The sequence below is a fragment of the Flavobacterium sp. genome, assembly GCF_023151265.1.
In the GTDB taxonomy this organism is placed as follows: domain Bacteria; phylum Bacteroidota; class Bacteroidia; order Flavobacteriales; family Flavobacteriaceae; genus Flavobacterium.
Map to the genome: position 1 here is coordinate 1 of NZ_JAKLJH010000062.1, position 14676 is coordinate 14676.

The 14676-nt window shown below is 31.9% G+C and carries 15 protein-coding genes and 2 pseudogenes; 3 read left to right on the plus strand and 14 right to left on the minus strand.

All coding sequences use genetic code 11. The features are described from left to right. The 6 genes and pseudogenes from L6Q46_RS07285 to L6Q46_RS07310 all read right to left on the minus strand — a co-directional run. Positions 1-1070 (minus strand): annotated as a pseudogene (locus L6Q46_RS07285) (peptidase M61); the annotation flags it as partial. Between the two features lie 55 nt (positions 1071-1125). Then, a complete protein-coding gene (locus L6Q46_RS07290) occupies positions 1126-1407 on the minus strand; it encodes a TIGR03643 family protein (protein WP_291283749.1) in 282 nt (93 codons plus the stop codon). A gap of 54 nt (positions 1408-1461) precedes the next feature. Then, positions 1462-1743, minus strand: coding sequence for a TIGR03643 family protein (locus L6Q46_RS07295; RefSeq protein WP_111566856.1), 282 nt, complete (start codon positions 1741-1743; stop codon positions 1462-1464). A gap of 138 nt (positions 1744-1881) precedes the next feature. Beyond that, complete coding sequence (locus tag L6Q46_RS07300; RefSeq protein WP_291283750.1) at positions 1882-2484, minus strand: alpha-ketoglutarate-dependent dioxygenase AlkB; 603 nt, start codon at positions 2482-2484, stop codon at positions 1882-1884. A 48-nt stretch (positions 2485-2532) separates the two neighbouring features. Further along, complete coding sequence (gene aqpZ / locus L6Q46_RS07305; protein ID WP_291283751.1) at positions 2533-3234, minus strand: aquaporin Z; 702 nt, start codon at positions 3232-3234, stop codon at positions 2533-2535. A 111-nt stretch (positions 3235-3345) separates the two neighbouring features. Then, positions 3346-4242 (minus strand): DMT family transporter, encoded by an 897-nt coding sequence (locus tag L6Q46_RS07310; RefSeq protein ID WP_291283752.1) that lies wholly within the window; start codon positions 4240-4242, stop codon positions 3346-3348. Between the two features lie 143 nt (positions 4243-4385). Between L6Q46_RS07310 and L6Q46_RS07315 the strand changes: the two genes are divergently transcribed. Beyond that, positions 4386-4982, plus strand: coding sequence for a murein L,D-transpeptidase catalytic domain-containing protein (locus L6Q46_RS07315; RefSeq protein ID WP_291283753.1), 597 nt, complete (start codon positions 4386-4388; stop codon positions 4980-4982). Between the two features lie 45 nt (positions 4983-5027). Here L6Q46_RS07315 and L6Q46_RS07320 read toward each other — a convergent pair whose 3' ends face one another. The 7 genes from L6Q46_RS07320 to L6Q46_RS07350 all read right to left on the minus strand — a co-directional run bounded on the left by L6Q46_RS07320 (position 5028) and on the right by L6Q46_RS07350 (position 10661). Then, positions 5028-5849 carry a hypothetical protein gene (locus tag L6Q46_RS07320; protein ID WP_291283754.1) on the minus strand — a complete coding sequence of 274 codons (822 nt, stop codon included), beginning with the start codon at positions 5847-5849 and terminating at the stop codon, positions 5028-5030. A gap of 58 nt (positions 5850-5907) precedes the next feature. Further along, positions 5908-6306 carry a DUF2721 domain-containing protein gene (locus L6Q46_RS07325; protein WP_291283755.1) on the minus strand — a complete coding sequence of 133 codons (399 nt, stop codon included), beginning with the start codon at positions 6304-6306 and terminating at the stop codon, positions 5908-5910. Between the two features lie 2 nt (positions 6307-6308). After that, positions 6309-7235 carry a hypothetical protein gene (locus L6Q46_RS07330; RefSeq protein ID WP_291283756.1) on the minus strand — a complete coding sequence of 309 codons (927 nt, stop codon included), beginning with the start codon at positions 7233-7235 and terminating at the stop codon, positions 6309-6311. Beyond that, a complete protein-coding gene (locus tag L6Q46_RS07335; protein WP_291283757.1) occupies positions 7235-7672 on the minus strand; it encodes an SRPBCC domain-containing protein in 438 nt (145 codons plus the stop codon). The genes L6Q46_RS07330 and L6Q46_RS07335 overlap by 1 nt, the downstream gene beginning before the upstream one ends. A gap of 87 nt (positions 7673-7759) precedes the next feature. Further along, a complete protein-coding gene (locus tag L6Q46_RS07340) occupies positions 7760-7960 on the minus strand; it encodes a hypothetical protein (RefSeq protein WP_291283758.1) in 201 nt (66 codons plus the stop codon). 69 nt (positions 7961-8029) lie between these two features. Beyond that, a complete protein-coding gene (htpG, locus tag L6Q46_RS07345; protein WP_291283759.1) occupies positions 8030-9913 on the minus strand; it encodes a molecular chaperone HtpG in 1884 nt (627 codons plus the stop codon). 145 nt (positions 9914-10058) lie between these two features. After that, complete coding sequence (locus L6Q46_RS07350; protein WP_291283760.1) at positions 10059-10661, minus strand: hypothetical protein; 603 nt, start codon at positions 10659-10661, stop codon at positions 10059-10061. A 115-nt stretch (positions 10662-10776) separates the two neighbouring features. Between L6Q46_RS07350 and L6Q46_RS07355 the strand changes: the two genes are divergently transcribed. Further along, complete coding sequence (locus tag L6Q46_RS07355; protein ID WP_291283761.1) at positions 10777-11697, plus strand: ABC transporter ATP-binding protein; 921 nt, start codon at positions 10777-10779, stop codon at positions 11695-11697. 42 nt (positions 11698-11739) lie between these two features. After that, on the plus strand, positions 11740-12123 hold the full coding sequence (locus L6Q46_RS07360; protein ID WP_291283762.1) for a DUF559 domain-containing protein: 384 nt from the start codon (positions 11740-11742) through the stop codon (positions 12121-12123). 99 nt (positions 12124-12222) lie between these two features. Here L6Q46_RS07360 and L6Q46_RS07365 read toward each other — a convergent pair. Continuing rightward, positions 12223-14602, minus strand: a pseudogene (locus L6Q46_RS07365) (prolyl oligopeptidase family serine peptidase). Positions 14603-14676 lie beyond the last annotated feature (74 nt).

Sequence of the window (14676 nt, forward strand, 5' to 3'; positions counted from 1 at the left end):
AAGTTTGCAAAATATTCAGTTACTCCTTCATACATCCATAAATGTTCTGACATTTGAGGATTGTTGAAGTCGAAATATTGGATTTCGTTTGAATGAATCGTTAATGGAGTTACAATATGGAAGAATTCGTGAGAAACTACATCTTTTAATTGTTCTTGTAACATTTCTAATCCCATCATTTCAGGCATAACAACAGTTGTTGATGTTGGATGTTCTAATGCACCAAATCCTTTAGCATCTTTTGCTTTCATGTCTGACAAGTACAATAAGATAGCATATTTTTTTGTAGAGTTGATAGGTCCTAAGAAACGTTTTTGCGCTTTCATCATGTTTTCCATGTTTGGCGTAATTTGTTCTGCAGTATATTTTCCTGTTGGAGAATACACACTGATGATAATTTCCATATCATCTACCATAAATGAAGTATAGTCAGGTTTTGAGTACATGATTGGCATTTCTACCAAACTTGCATATTTAGGCATTAAAAACACATCTGAAGTTACGCTAGCATCTGCATCTGTCATAGCCGAAATTCCCATTAAAGTTTCAGGATGTGTAACCGTTAACTTGTATGGTGTTTCTTCTTTTCCTTTGAAGTATCCAATGAATCCGTGTGTGTTCAACATAAAGTTAACGCCTGCATTGATGTTAGTTCCTGCTGGTGAGAATACATCTTCGCTTTCTCCAAAACCCGCACCACCTTCGGTATCAAAAGTATCGTTAACTAAATAAGTGATTTTTGCTAGTTTCGTAGCGTTTGAAATAGTATATGAGTTTTCGTCAATTTTAGCAACTTTAAGTGTATTTCCCTTAGCGTCAAAAGCTTTTACATTTTCAATAAAACGACCGTAATCATCTTCAGAATAAGTTCCAGGAACTGTTTTAGGAAAGTGAAAAGTGGTAGTTTCAGTTGTAAAAGTAGGAGGAGTAACGGTTACCATTACTTTGTCATCTTTTACATTGATTAAATCAATAGTAACAGCTACATCATTTTGTTTTGTAGCTGTTTGCGTTGGGCTACAACTCCATAAAAATCCCACTAAAGAAAGGGAAAGCATTATTTTTTTCATCTTAATCTATTATTGAATAAGATAATAAGTCGATTAAATGAAGTTTTTGTTACAATTAACGTTTGGAAATCTTATTTCTGGTAATTTGCCTTTGAAGTTTGCATTTGAATCGGTCAATGCCGTTTATTCGAAGTTTTGCATGCTTTGTTGATCTACCTTGCACGCGTTCGCGCCACATTCTAAAACTTGAGGGTTTCATTTCACTTCGCATGATTTCAATGGTTTCTTGTTCGGATATTCCAAACTGAAACTTAATAGCTTCAAAAGGAGTTCTGTCTTCCCAAGCCATTTCAATAATACGATCGATTTGTATTTCTTTGAAAGTTTTGTTTTGCATGAAACAAAATTCTGTATAAAATAAAAAAACTCTTGCTGAACAAGAGTTAAATTTTTAGTCGAATTTATTTTTGAAGTAGTATTTGCTATCTAAGTCTTCATCTTCTAATTCGTTGTACTTTATTGGTTTTGGTTTAGGCTTGCTTGCCGTTACTTTCTTTTTCCAAAGTTCAAAATTGTCTTTGGATAATCTTTTTCGCATTAATTCGGTGACTTCATTTTCAGTCACTCCAAACTCCTCTTTTAAAACTTCAAAAGGTTTTTTTTCCTCCTGAGCCATAGCAACAACTCTATCTAATGTTTCGTTGTCGAATTCTGAAATTTTCTTCTTTCTCATCAGATGAATACTAATTCTTACTTTTTTATTGGTTTATAATTCAATATTAGTAAAAAAATAAATTCAAAAAATGTGCCGATTGTTTTTTCTGAAATTTTTAAAATTATACAAAAGTTACAAGGTGTTTTTAGAGAATATTTATAAAATTGTTCGAAACGTTAAATTTATTCTTGCATTTTTAAGCTGTGTCGCTTTTGGAATTTGATGTTTGTAATGAATTTGACTGCCTTCTTTCATCAATAATAAACTTCCATGGTTTAAATTCAAGTTTATTTTTGCTTCCGAAATTGTATTATGTTTCAATTGAAATTTTCGTTCTTCTCCAAAACTTACCGATGCAATGATGGCATTTCTGCCTAATTCTTTTTCATTATCGGCATGCCAGCCGTTGCTGTCTTTTTCGTTTCGGTATAAATTGGCTAAAACGGTTGTAAAATTTTGTTTGGAAATTTTGTCCACTTTCTCTTTTATAAACATCATAGTTGGATTCCAAGGATGAGGTTGCATGGTTAAACCTGAATAGGAATATGGTTTTCCTTCGTTTCCAAACAAACAGGTTAATCGTGGTTGTGCTATTTTTTTTCCAAAAATGGTGATGTCATCTTGTTGCCAAGGTGTTTCATTCATGAGTTTATCAAATAACAAATCTGCTTCTTCTTTGTTGAAGAAATTAGGATAAAATTCGAAAACCGCATCAGGTAGTGGTAGAATAATCTTTTCTTTTGGGAATAAATCGAGCATAAAAAAAGCGATGATTAACATCGCTAATTTACTATTTTATGGGGAAAGTTATTTGTTGTCTTGTAATAAATTTTTGTAGATATATCCAGCAACAATAGCTCCAGCAATTGGCGCTACCCAAAACAACCACAATTGACTCAAAGCTTCTCCTTGAACAAACAACGCTTGTGAAGTAGAACGAGCAGGATTTACAGATGTGTTTGTAATTGGAATACTAATTAAGTGAATTAATGTTAAAGCTAAACCAATTGCAATTCCAGCAAATTTTCCGTTGGCTAATTTATCGGTTGCTCCTAATATGATAATTAAGAAAAACATTGTTAGAATAAATTCGGTTAAGAAAGCAGCCATCATACTATAACCTCTTCCATTATAGACTTCTGATTCGTAGAAATTAGTAGCAAAAGCACCAGCACCTTCTGAAGAGAAAGCATCACCACCGTTTAAAATAAAGTATAAAGCACCAGCAGCTACTGTTGCTCCTATTACTTGTGAAACAATGTAAGGCACAATTTCTTTTGAGGAAAAACGACCGCTAGCCCATAATCCTAATGTTACTGCAGGATTAAAATGACCGCCTGAAATATGTCCAACAGCATAAGCCATTGTTAAAACGGTTAGTCCAAATGCTAGGGAAACACCTACTAATCCAATTCCGATATCGGGAACTCCAGCTGCAAAAACCGCTGCGCCACAGCCACCAAATACCAACCAAAAGGTTCCGAAAAATTCAGCTAATAATTTTCTCATAGTTAAATAGTTTTAGTTACAATTTCTTGTAATGGTTATCTAACTAAATTTAATGAAAAAGTATTTTGTTTTAGATGCTTGAAAATAAAGTTATTAACAGTCTATTTCGTATTATTTCTTTTTCTTGAACTGAATGTTCATAATAACAATTGCAGTAATTATTAACAGAATTCCAATCCATTGAATTAATAAAACTTGTTCGTTTAATAAGAAATATGCCATCATAACCGAAACTGGTAACTCAAGCGAAGATACAATACTACCTAATCCAATTCCCGTATGAGGAAATCCAGCATTTAATAACATAGGTGGAATTATTGTTCCAAATAAGGCTAAAACAATTCCCCATTTAGTAAAAATTTCAAAGTTAAATGGAGTAACTTGAGTATATAAACTAAAACCAAATACGATAACCGCACCACCTAATAACATATACAAACTTCTTTGTGCAGATGAAATTCCTAATGCTACTTTGTTTGCTGTAAACATCGTAGTAGTAAACGAAGCCGCTGCCAATAATCCCCAAAATAATCCGTTTGCCCAATCAATTGTTGGATCTTTAAAGATATTTATTGCTAAAGCGGTTCCAATCAATACAATGATTACTGAAATTATTTTTTGAAATGAAGGTGCTTTTTTATCTAAAAACCATTCTAATAAAACGCCCATCCAAACCGTTTGCATTAATAAAACAATTCCAATAGAAACTGGAATATATTTAACTGCTAAATAGTAGAAAACACTCGTCATTCCTAAAGATGTTCCTGCTAACATTAACTGAAAAATATTTTTTGAAGAAGCTTTTACGGCTGTGTTTTTGTTTTTAGTTCTTTGGAATAAATTGATAATTAAAATTCCAATAATTCCTAAAATAAATTGTGACGAAGTTACTTCGGCAGTAGTAAATTCTTCTTTATAAGCCAGTTTTACAAATGTAGCTAGCATTCCGTAGCTTGTTGCTCCAAGAGCTACTAAAAAAACACCTTTAATTATATTGTTGTTTGACATATCCTAAATTTTTAAGGGGCGCAAAGATAGGGAATTTGAATTTAGAATTCAGAATTTAGAATTCGGAACTTTAGTAAGAATTTAACATCATCGTTTTAAATAAAAATTCAAAAGTGGAGTTATATTATTTTAATCCCATTTCTATGAAGCATTTTTTACTATTAATTGCAGTTTGTTTTTTGTGTTGTAATAATTCGGAAGTTGAAACTTTAGCGGTAAAAGATTATAACTCTTTTCATAAAGAAGCTAAGGAATTTTGTAAGGAGAATCAATATAATGAAGATTATTATTTTTTAGTTGACTTGAGTGTGCATTCTGGGAAGAATCGTTTTTTTATTTATGATTTTGGGACAAAAAGAGTAATAGATAAAAATTTGGCTACGCACGGAAGTTGTGATCAATTTGAAGAAAATCCAGATAAGTGGGAAAAAGTAAAATTCGATAATAGAGTAGATAGTCATTGCTCTATGAAAGGAAAATATAAAATCGGAAATCGCGATTATAGTTCTTGGGGAATAAACGTGAAATATTGGTTACACGGATTAGAAGCTTCTAATAAAAACGCAGAGAAAAGGGTAGTAGTTTTGCACTCGTGGAGCGCAGTTAAAAACAAAGAAGTGTATCCACGATATAGTCCGTTAAGTTGGGGTTGTCCAGCCGTTTCTAATGAATTTATGGAAAAGTTAGACACTCGTTTGCAAAAATCTGAAAAACCAGTTTTGTTGTGGATTGTAGAATAAAAAATCTCGTTTAAAATTGCTTTAAACGAGATTTTTATGAATATTTTATAAGAGTGTAATGTCATAAACAACACCGTTAGAATGGGTATAAGTAGCAAAATAATCACAGGTATTGTCACCATAATCTAAAATTCCATCTAAAACACTTCCTTGTAAATCTAACTGTCCTTGAGAAACATGAGCACATGCATATTTTTTTATCAAGGGTTGTACAACGGTAACGGTTAATGTTGCGCCATTATTTTTTGAAACCGTATGATTTCCTGTTGTAACTTCATAAATATTATCAAGCAAAGCTAAAGTGTTTACACCCGCAATTTGTTTTACTGTTCTTGTTCCTGAATGATTATAAACAACACCAGCATTGTTAGTTATTTTTCCATTAGTTATAGTTCTGTTCCATTGAGGAGTAGCAGCGTTAGTAGTTGTATTTTCATAAACAATAGTGCCTTCTACTTTTCTTCCATTAATGTAATAATTGTTTCCTCTAACAATTGTTGTAATGCTTCCTGAGTTCATTATGTAATCAGTAATAGTTACTGTTATACTTCCAGATCTTGTTATTCCGTTAGAAATACAACCTGTTCCAAAATCAATAGTAAAAGTTTTTGGAAATACACCAGGAGTAGCATTGTCAACAGTAACAGTAGCGCAAGAAGCTAACGTGTTATTGATGTCAGAATTTCGATTTGAAAATGAGGAATTGTCACTCGCAGCTTCTATTCCAGAATTAAAATCGGTTTCATTAGTGAATTCTATATCTGCAGAGGCATTAACTAATTCTCTGTCAACTACTAAATCTTCTTTACTACAAGAGATAAAGCTTATAATTAAAAGTCCTAAGCTGTAAAGTTTTAAATTTTTCATATTCTTTGTTTTGAGTTTACTAGTTAGACTAGTAATGTTAAAAAAGGTTTAATATAGATTATTCAGCATCTTCGGATAAATCCTTCAAATGAACTCTCAACGCATTTACTGAAATGCTAATTTCCCAAAATGAGATTCCCAAAGAAATCAACAAACAAAGTAAACTAGCTCCAAATAAGTAAATGCCAAAATTTCCTTGATTGACATATAGTAATAACATCGCAAAAACCGATAAAAACAAACACATTACGCCAAACAATTGCATGTAACGAATTAATGTTAATCGTAAGTTTAAGTTTTTAATTTCCAATAAAATGCTTTTATTGTGATTGTCGTCGTAGTTTTTCTTTAGGTTGCGAATGATTTGCGCAATCGTTAAAAATCGATTCGTATAGGCCAAAAGAATTAACGACGTTGCTGAAAATAATAAAGCGGGAGTTTCTATTGAGAGTATCATGATTATAACTTTATTTGATATTTGTAAATTCTGCTTAATCCGTTTTCATAGTTAGAAATTTCGGTTTCAAATTCACGTAAATTTGTGAATGTTTTTTCAATTGCAGATGTTCTTTTACTAGTGAAATACAGTGTTTGTGTATTCGCATCGTAAAACGGACAATAATCCATTTGTTTTGAATTGATTTTCTCTCCTAAGTTCTTCGGTTCGTTCCAATTTCCTTTGTTATTCTTGTAACTGATGTATAAATCGCCACTACCTAAACCACCAGGTTTTCCGTAGCAAGTATAAATAATGAATTCCTCATTCGGACTCACAAATGCGTTAAATTCATAGCCAGTTGAATTGATATTTGTACCTAAATTTTCGGGTTCAGTATATTGTTTTCCATCCCATTTGGATACTAAAATATCATCTTTTCCAAGAGTTTTTATAGCATCAGAAGTAAAATATAAATTTCCATTTGTTGTGACGCAAGGATAAAATTCATCATTGGTAGAATTTACTGGAGCGCCAATGTTTATTGGTTTCGACCAGTCGCTTTTAAGATCTTTTCGTTCTACAAACCAAATATCGTAATCTTTTGCCTTAGTAGTTGTTTCGTCAATTGGTCGATTTGAAGCGAAGTACAAACGTAAACCATCAGGTGAAAGAAAAGGTTCAATGTTTCTGAATTTTCCTGAAAAAGAAGTCATTTCAGGTTCTTGCCATTTGTTTTTCTTTTTCTTAGTTACGGCAATAACCGCACGGTCTTCTATTGGACTTTGAATTGAAAAATAAATTTCATCCTGATTCTTTGAAATCGTAAAATCACGAACGTTTTGATATTTTGTTAAAAATTCACATGCTGGTATTGGTTTTGAATTTTCTTGAGAAAACCCATAAACTCCTAAAACCAAAACAAAAATGAGTTGTAAAAGTACTTTCATTATTTCTCAGCGATTTCTTTAATTGTAGCTAATCCTTTTGGAAAACAGTCTAAAAAATAATTAGCATGTTCATCAACTATATCAAGAGTTACTACAACTTTTGAAAGATTTTCAACTTTAATTATTTCATAATTTTCTTGAGCACCAGTCCAAGCTTTTGTGTCTTCGTCTAAAGGTTGTTCTTCAAAGTTTTTGATGTTTCCAATATGAGTAAAAAACATTTTCTCATTCGGAACTAAAGTCGATATTTCGCTATACATACCATTTCCTTTTGGATCTAAAAAATGAATACGTTCACCTTGTTTCCATGAAGATTTTGCATACGAACCTTCGCAAAAAGCGGATGTCCATTTTTTGTAGTTTTCTTCTTCCCACATGGCGTTCCAAACTTTATCAGCTGGTGCGTTTATTTCGATTTCGAATGTTAGATTTTTCATAGTTCTTAGTTTGGTAATCAAAGTTAACAAAAAATCCTGACAGGTTTCAAAAACCTGTCAGGATTAGTTATAGATTTAAATTTACTTTTAGGCTTTCAGTGTTTTCTTCATAGTAAAAGCATAACCAAAATAAATTATAGAAATTAAGGTAAAAACAATTCCTGTCATCATAAAAAATTCTAAAAATCGCATTAATACATTTGGTTCTTTAACATCGCCATCGGCAATAAATCCTAAAGTTGCTATTGCTAAAGCAACAGTTAAAATGTTTAAAATTTTTTTCTTCATAATTGGTGAGTTTAATACCTTTTTAACGACATAAAATTAACTTTAGTATACTTTCTGAAAATCTGAAAGCTATTTCAACGTCTCAAAACTTCTCTTTACAAAAGCAGTCAACTCTTCACCTTTAAGCAATCCTTGTGAAAGTTTTGCTAAATCTAAAGCTTGTTTTACCAAGTCTTTTTGAGCGTTTTCTGGACTATTTAAAATAGTAGTAGCTAATTCTGAATTTGTATTTACCACTAAATTATACATATCTGGGAAGTTGCCCATACCAAACATGCCACCACCGCCAGTTGCGCTCATTTCTTTCATTCTACGCATGAATTCTGGTTGGGTAATAATGAATGGTGATGCATTGCTATCTAAATTTTCCAATTGAACCGTGTAGTTTTCTTTTGGAACTACAGTTTCAATTGACGTTTTTAATTTTTCTTTTTCGTCATCCGATAATTTAGAAATCGTTTCTTCTTCTTTCTGAATTAATTTATCGATATGATCCGCATCAACTCTAGCAAAAGTTAAATTTTCATTATCCGCTTCTAATTTTTGAATTAAATGCGATACAATTGGCGAATCTAAAAGTAAAACTTGATAGCCTTTTTCTTTAGCAATGTCAATATAACTATGTTGTGCATCTTTATTTGAAGCATAAAGCACAACTAACTTTCCGTTTTTGTCGGTTTGATTTGGTGCAATGGCTTCTTTTAATTCCGCTAACGTATAATATTTGTCTTCTGTTGTTGGATATAAAACGAAATCACCAGCTTTTTCATAGAATTTTGGTTCCGAAAGCATTCCGTATTCCAATACAATTTTAATATCGTTCCATTTTTGTTCGAAATCTTCACGGTTTTCGTTGAATAACGATTTTAATTTATCCGCTACTTTACGAGTGATGTAATTCGAAATTTTCTTCACATTTCCATCGGCTTGTAAATACGAACGTGATACGTTTAACGGAATATCTGGCGAATCAATCACACCTTTTAACATTCCTAAAAATTCAGGAACAATTCCTTCTACGTTATCCGTTACATAGACCTGATTTTGGTACAATTGAATTTTATCTTTTTGCAATTGTAAATCAGCGCCCATTTTTGGGAAATATAAAATTCCTGTCAAGTTGAACGGATAATCTACATTTAAGTGAATGTTGAATAACGGTTCTTCAAATTGCATTGGATACAATTCGCGATAGAAATTTTTATAATCTTCATCCGACAAATCACTTGGTTGTTTTGTCCAAGCCGGATTTGGATTATTGATGATGTTATCTACGTCAACATATTCTGTTTTGTAATCTTCTGGAGCATCTTCTGGTTTTGGAAGTGCTTCTTTTTTCGTTCCAAATTTAATCGGAATCGGCATGAATTTGTTGTATTTCGTCAACAACTCACGAATTTTGAATTCTTCTAAAAATTCTAATGAATCTTCAGCAATGTGTATGATAATTTCAGAACCTCTTTCAGTTTTGTCATGAGGAACTAAAGTAAATTCTGGACTTCCATCGCAGGTCCAATGTGCTGCTGGCTCATCTTTGTATGATTTGGTGATGATTTCTACTTTTTCAGCTACCATGAATGCTGAGTAAAATCCTAATCCAAAGTGACCAATTACACCTGAATCTTTGGCAGAATCTTTATATTTTTCTAAGAATTCTTCAGCTCCTGAGAACGCAATTTGATTGATGTATTTTTCCACTTCATCAGCCGTCATTCCTAAACCTTGGTCGATGATGTGTAATTTTTTAGCTTCTTTGTCGATTTTTACTTCGATAATTGGATTGCCATATTCTACTTTTGCTTCGCCAATGCTGGTTAAATGTTTTAATTTTAAAGTAGCGTCTGTTGCATTCGATACTAATTCACGAAGAAAAATTTCGTGGTCGCTGTACAAAAACTTTTTAATTAAGGGAAAGATGTTTTCTACTGAAACATTAATTTTTCCTGATGCCATATTTTAAAATTTTTAGTTAAACAATTTGATGCTTTTACTTATTTCAAAAGAAATACCAAACTTAAATTGGTGACAAATTGACATAAAAAAATCCCAATTCTAAAAGAACTGGGATGTAAAATTAAAAGTTGGTTAAGTTCTAATTTTAATAGTATTCGTTGAATTTATAAATTATTCCACCTGTAACATTATAAGTAATTCCAGTGAATGAGTTTACATTGTCTGAATAGGCAAAGCTTCCATCAAAATTATAATGTTGAGAAATGTTAAAAATAACAGATGTGTCCACTGCAAAATAAAGTCCATCTGTAATTTTAAATCTAGGAGTTAATCCCATAACAACATTAATTAAATTGTCGTTTCCAGCGTTATAACTCGATTTTACTAAAGAATATCCAGCACCAGCATGAGCTAATAAATTGAAGAAATCATAACTTCTAGCTCTTGTAAATGCGGTTGAAACATTCATTGTTCCTTGAAGTGAGATTCGAGTAACATTAATTCCGGTTTCTTCAGTAAATAAAGGATTTTTTGTTCTAAATTTATCCGAAGCAAAATCAATTTTCATTCCGTATGTTTCATCAAAATCATAGGTAATGGCACCGCCAAAATGCGATAAATCGTTTATACTTGGTTCAAAAACGCCATTAAGACCGTAATTGACTTCAATTCCAACTTGTGAATAAGAATTTTTTGGAATAAATAGAACGCATAGCAAAGCTGCTATGATAAAGTAAGTTTTTTTCATTGGTATTTTAAGGTTAATTTGGGTGACGCAATATAGAATTAAATGTAGGTTTTAAAAAATATTTTTTTAAAAAAATTAAAGAGTTGTTTTTTATAATTTACTTTGTAAAAAAAAGATGCTGCAGATTAAAGATATTCGTTTTTCTTATCAAGAAAGTTTGGTGTTAAAGCAAATTAGTTTTTCGCTATCAAAAGGGAAAAATTTGGCTTTAATTGGTGAAAGCGGTTGTGGGAAAAGTACGTTATTAAAATTAATTTACGGTTTGTATGACTTAGATGAAGGTCAGATTTTTTGGAATGATATGGAAGTGTTGGGGCCAAAATATCATTTGATTCCAGGAATGCCTTTCATGAAGTATTTAGCGCAAGATTTTGATTTGATGCCTTTTATTACGGTGGCCGAGAATGTGGGAAAATACCTTTCTAATTTTTATCCAGAAGATAAACAAGCACGTATTTCGGAATTACTAGAAATTGTTGAAATGACCGAATATGCCAATGTGAAAGCTAAATTTTTGAGTGGTGGACAAATGCAACGCGTGGCTTTAGCTCGAGTTTTGGCTCTTGAACCAGAAGTTTTATTGTTGGATGAGCCTTTTAGTCACATAGATAATTTTAGAAAGAATAGTTTGAGAAGAAAGTTGTTTGGTTATTTAAAAGAACAACAAATTACTTGTATTGTTGCTACTCATGATAGTACTGATGTTTTAGCTTTTGCTGATGAGGTAGCGATTATTAAAGACGGAAAAATTATTGAAAGCGGTATTCCAAAATTTATTTATGATAATCCAAGAGACAAATATGTAGCTTCATTATTTGGAGATGTAAACGAAATTGAAATCAACGGAGAAATAAAATTTGTTTATCCACATCAATTAAAAATTTCGATTAATTCCGATATAAAAGTGGAAGTTGTCAATTCTTATTTCAGAGGAAGTCATTACTTGATAGAAGCGAAATTTGGTAATCAAAATCTGTTTTTCGAAAATGATATAATTTTGGAGAATGGGGAAGTGGTTTGTTTGAAAAAAGTGTAACATCCCCCTAACCCCCTTCAAAGGGGGAATTTCAAATAAGACATGAAAGAAATTAAGAGAAATAAAATTATCCCATACAATCCGAAATTAAAAGAGTTGGCTAGAGAATTAAGGAAAAATAGCACACCAGCAGAAATTGTATTTTGGAAAATGGTGAAAGGTAAATCTTTAGGTGTAGAATTTCATAGACAAGTTCCAATGCTAAATTATATTGTGGATTTTTATTGTCATGAAATTGGTTTGGCAATTGAATTAGATGGAACAATTCATGATAATGCTTTTTTGGAGGACGCAAAACGACAAGGAGAATTAGAACAACAAGGAGTTGTTTTTTTAAGGTTTTCAAATGATGAAGTACTCCAATATAGTCATCATGTCTTAAACGAGTTATCTGCGAAAATTAAAGAACTGAATAGTTATTCGTAGAAAAAGTTCCCCCTTTGAAGGGGGCTAGGGGGATGTAAAAAAAAAATAGACCTTCAAATCTCTCAATTCAAAGGTCTATCTTCTTTATTCTATTTTTATCTAATTCTTTAAATATTTTTCTAAGAATTGATCTTGTTCCCACAATAAATGTAAGATATTTTCTTTAGCCACATAACCGTGACTTTCTTTTGGTAAAATCACTAATCTTGCTGGACCTCCTAAACCTTTTAACGCTTGAAAATAACGCTCCGATTGTAATGTGAAAGTTCCAGGATTGTTATCAGCTTCACCATGAACTAATAATAACGGAGTTTTCATTTTTTCCGCATTCATAAATGGCGACATTCCGTTGTAAACTCCAGGAACATCCCAGTAATTACGTTGCTCGCTTTGGAATCCGAAAGGTGTTAATGTTCTGTTGTAAGCACCACTTCTTGCAATTCCACATGCAAATAAATTAGAATGTGTTAATAAATTAGCCGTCATAAAAGCACCATAAGAATGTCCTCCAATAGCTACTTTTTTACGATTGATATAACCTAATTTGTCAACTGCATCAATAGCAGCTTCAGCATTAGCAACTAATTGAGGGATAAATGTATCGTTAGGTTCTGTTGTTCCTTCTCCAATAATTGGGAAAGCCGCATCGTCTAAAACCGCATAACCTTTGGTTACCCAATATACAAACGAACCATAGTTAGGGAATGTAAATTCATTCGGATTTTTATCGTTTTGTCCTGCCGAATTTTTGTCTTTGTATTCTGCTGGGTAAGCCCAAATTAACAAAGGTAATTTCTCTTTTTTAGTTTTATCATAACCAACAGGTAAATACAAAGTACCAGAAAGTTCAACACCATCTTTTCTTTTGTATTTGATTACTTCTTTATGAACGTTTTTAATACTTTCAAATGGGTTTTTGAAAGTCGTAATCGGAGTTAATTTGTTTTTTGATTTGATGTTTCTAAAGTAGTAATTAGGATATTCGTTTTTAGATTGGATCATTACTAAAACATCTCCCTTTTTGAAATCTTCAATCGACATTAAATCTTCTTTTTTGTCTTTCATGTTCGATGTGTACAATCTCGTTTTTTTCAACGTATTGAAATCATACTCGTCAATAAAAGGAAATTGTCCTTCTTTTGTATGTCCGTCACCAATTAAATACCCTTTGTTGTTTTCTATCGCAATTACATAACGTCCAAATTCGTTCTTTTTCATCTCGAAATTTCCTGGATCAGAGTAGATGTCTTGTGAATTTCTGTCTTCAATGATTTTTGGAGAAATAGCTAAATTGGATGGATTGAATAAATACGCTTTTGTATTTCTGGTATCATACCAAGAATCTGCTACAATCGCAATGTTATCGTTTTTTGATTAAACTTGTAGGATTTGATGTAAATGGTGCTTCCCATAAGAAAATTTCATCTCTGAAATCTACTTTCACTGCTTGGTCTCCACCATCTAAAGCTTCAACAAAATATAAAGTTGCTGGTTTGTCAGCTCTCCATCCCATGCTTCTTTTTCCTTTTCTTACCGATGAAAAACCTTTCGGCATAATTTCAGTTAGAGGTACTTCGTTTACCACTTTTACTTCTTTTCCATTATCATCGTAAACCGTAGTTTTTTGTGGAAAACGGCTTAATGGTACAATGTATGAATAGGGTTTTTGTATGGTAGTCAACATTAAATAATTTCCGTCTGGAGAGAAACTTTCTCCTGCATAAATGTCAGCAGTTTTAAATAAAGTTGCATTTCCAGAAAGACTAACTTTGTATAATTCCGAAGTTACTAATGCATCAAAATTAGCTTCATCTGTTTTGTTTTTCAATAAATCTTGATACGTTCTATTTTGAGATTTAGAACCGTCACTAGTTGAAACTGTTGGTCCTTTTGGTATGTCTTTATTACTGTCTATTAAAGCTGGACGGTTTTTTGGTAACATTTTCACCAATAAAGTTTCGTTGTCCTTCATCCAATTGAACGGACTTCCTAAATTCGCGTTCAAATTATCAGAAGTTAGCTTTTTAGCGGTAGCCGTTGCTACATCAATAAACCAAAGTTCCACGCCTTGATTCGTGGTGTTAGTAAAAGCAATTTTCTTTTCGTTTGGTGACCAAGAAATGTTTGTAATTCGAGCATTTGCAGGTAGTCCGCTAACTTGAATTTCGTTTTTGTCCTTGATTTTTCTAATCTTAAGATTGTTGATATACGTTACAGTACTCGAAATGTTAGTAACTGGATTGATACGTAATCCGCCTAATTTCATTTCTGTCTGATTTAAATCGTCTAATGTTTTGTACGTATTTCGATAACTTAAAAGCATGTATTCTTTCTTAGTATCCATACTTACAGATGGTGCTCTTTCATAATCAGCCAAAGCTAAAATTTCTGCTGATGGCTTTTGATACGTTACATTTTCTTGTGCTATTGTGGAGAATGTTCCCACAAAAACAAACAAAGAAAGGAGTTTTAGTTTCATTGTTTTTGGTTTTATAATTTGCTCTAAAATTATTTTTTTAGTTACAATTTTTTTACAATTATTTGTTAATTTTT

Coding starts and splice junctions, on each gene's coding strand:
- L6Q46_RS07290 (WP_291283749.1), bottom strand. CDS start 1,407: ATGCAAAACAAAACTTTCAAAGAAATACAAATCGATCGTATTATTGAA.
- L6Q46_RS07295 (WP_111566856.1), bottom strand. CDS start 1,743: ATGAGAAAGAAGAAAATTTCAGAATTCGACAACGAAACATTAGATAGA.
- L6Q46_RS07300 (WP_291283750.1), bottom strand. CDS start 2,484: ATGCTCGATTTATTCCCAAAAGAAAAGATTATTCTACCACTACCTGAT.
- aqpZ (WP_291283751.1), bottom strand. CDS start 3,234: ATGAGAAAATTATTAGCTGAATTTTTCGGAACCTTTTGGTTGGTATTT.
- L6Q46_RS07310 (WP_291283752.1), bottom strand. CDS start 4,242: ATGTCAAACAACAATATAATTAAAGGTGTTTTTTTAGTAGCTCTTGGA.
- L6Q46_RS07315 (WP_291283753.1), top strand. CDS start 4,386: ATGAAGCATTTTTTACTATTAATTGCAGTTTGTTTTTTGTGTTGTAAT.
- L6Q46_RS07320 (WP_291283754.1), bottom strand. CDS start 5,849: ATGAAAAATTTAAAACTTTACAGCTTAGGACTTTTAATTATAAGCTTT.
- L6Q46_RS07325 (WP_291283755.1), bottom strand. CDS start 6,306: ATGATACTCTCAATAGAAACTCCCGCTTTATTATTTTCAGCAACGTCG.
- L6Q46_RS07330 (WP_291283756.1), bottom strand. CDS start 7,235: ATGAAAGTACTTTTACAACTCATTTTTGTTTTGGTTTTAGGAGTTTAT.
- L6Q46_RS07335 (WP_291283757.1), bottom strand. CDS start 7,672: ATGAAAAATCTAACATTCGAAATCGAAATAAACGCACCAGCTGATAAA.
- L6Q46_RS07340 (WP_291283758.1), bottom strand. CDS start 7,960: ATGAAGAAAAAAATTTTAAACATTTTAACTGTTGCTTTAGCAATAGCA.
- htpG (WP_291283759.1), bottom strand. CDS start 9,913: ATGGCATCAGGAAAAATTAATGTTTCAGTAGAAAACATCTTTCCCTTA.
- L6Q46_RS07350 (WP_291283760.1), bottom strand. CDS start 10,661: ATGAAAAAAACTTACTTTATCATAGCAGCTTTGCTATGCGTTCTATTT.
- L6Q46_RS07355 (WP_291283761.1), top strand. CDS start 10,777: ATGCTGCAGATTAAAGATATTCGTTTTTCTTATCAAGAAAGTTTGGTG.
- L6Q46_RS07360 (WP_291283762.1), top strand. CDS start 11,740: ATGAAAGAAATTAAGAGAAATAAAATTATCCCATACAATCCGAAATTA.